Consider the following 1434-nt stretch of genomic DNA (forward strand, 5'->3'; position numbering starts at 1 on the left):
GATCAACAAGCCCTGCTTTTCGCAGAAAGGACATTGACCAGAGGCACCCGGCACCACGGATTTCATCACAAGATCGATGATTGGGTTGCTCATGAGGAAACGACTCCATAGTTGATCTGCCGCAACACCTCTTCGTCTACACGCCCCATGGCTTGGCAAAAACCGAGCTCAGCTGTGCGCGCCTCATCCAAGACCGGGCGAATCCCTGGATGGCGATCAAAGCCGGGGGACAGCCAAATGCCGAAAACAGCAAAAGCGACCTGTTCGGTTTTCTCCGTAAAACCTTGTTTGATCGAGCGCTGGATCAGTGAGTGAATCCGTTCAATCCAGTCAGGCTCATACGGACAGCCCAGGGTTTTGAGTAGATGAATGGCCACGCTCACCACTTCCATTCGGTGTAACGCCGACCGCTGCTCGGTATTGACCAGGAACGTGGACCGACGGGTCGGCGTCGGCGAGGCATGCACCGTTTGCTGCAACTGCAATCCTTCATTCAAAAAGAACCATTGCTCGACACCACTCTCCAACTGCATCCACTGCGGCCTATCGAAAATGAAGGGGAGTTGCGCCATCACCCTGGGGTCATAAAAACGCAAGCGGGCTCTACCGCTGCCATGCAGCAGCTTGAGCTTTGAGCTCAATAGACTGGCCAGCTCATGGGTAGACAATGATGAGAACAACCACCCTCCGACTTGCCTCAGGCGACAGTCATCGCTCATGGTTTGATGGGCCGAAAACTCGACGCTGACATCCAGCACGGGATCGTGGCGCCCCTCCAGCCTTATCAGCAGCGGTGCTTTTTCAGGGCAATCCGCAAAATCGGCATGCCTCAGATACGCAAAATCTTCCTGCCCACGGTCTTTCACCAGTTCATCCAAAGGATGAGGACACCCCATGTCCACTAACACGTAGGTATTGGGATATAACGCCACCTCGTTAAACAGCGTCGCTTTGATACCCTCTATCTGAGCCTCAGCCATGAGCATTCCCCTTGCTTTCAACAACAGATGCGCCCGACAAGTCCGCACCGCCCTCTTTGAACTCGCAGCCAGTCAACTGCCCCTTACCCAGTATTCTCGGAACAGAAATGCCGCTTTTTGGCTCAAGCAACACATGCTGCTGTGCCTTGAATGTCACGGCCCCCGGCGCTGTGATTTCAATATTCCCGCCGCTCAACTTGATCGCCGCGCCCTGGGCGCTCAACAGCACATGGCTTTTGCCCTCCACCTGCGCGCCCGCCTGGGTACTGATCAGGCGGATATCCCCCTGCGCCGCCACACTGACCTTGTCACTCTGCGCTTGCAGGCTGATCGCCCCCGTCGCCGCATGCAGGGTGATTCCGGTGTTGGCCACCGGGCGCTCGGCGCCACTGTCGCCTTGGGTGAACAGCACCAAGCCCTCGCCAGCCAGAAAGGCGGTGTGGCCTTGCGCCGT

General features: G+C 56.8%; 2 protein-coding genes. Both read right to left on the bottom strand.

Annotated elements, in window-relative coordinates; all coding sequences use genetic code 11:
- Nucleotides 1-89: 89 nt before the first annotated feature.
- Complete coding sequence (locus BMX68_RS24970) at nucleotides 90-980, bottom strand: DUF4123 domain-containing protein (RefSeq protein WP_157214209.1); 891 nt, start codon at nucleotides 978-980, stop codon at nucleotides 90-92.
- On the bottom strand, nucleotides 973-1434 hold a 462-nt coding region (locus BMX68_RS24975; RefSeq protein WP_143063372.1), incomplete at its 5' end, for a DUF2345 domain-containing protein. The genes BMX68_RS24970 and BMX68_RS24975, both read right to left, overlap by 8 nt.

This window comes from Pseudomonas agarici (assembly GCF_900109755.1).
Taxonomy (GTDB): Bacteria; Pseudomonadota; Gammaproteobacteria; order Pseudomonadales; family Pseudomonadaceae; genus Aquipseudomonas; species Aquipseudomonas agarici.

What these genes read in the sequence shown, in the direction of transcription:
- BMX68_RS24970 (WP_157214209.1), bottom strand. Translation starts at nt 980, where the DNA reads ATGGCTGAGGCTCAGATAGAGGGTATCAAAGCGACGCTGTTTAACGAG.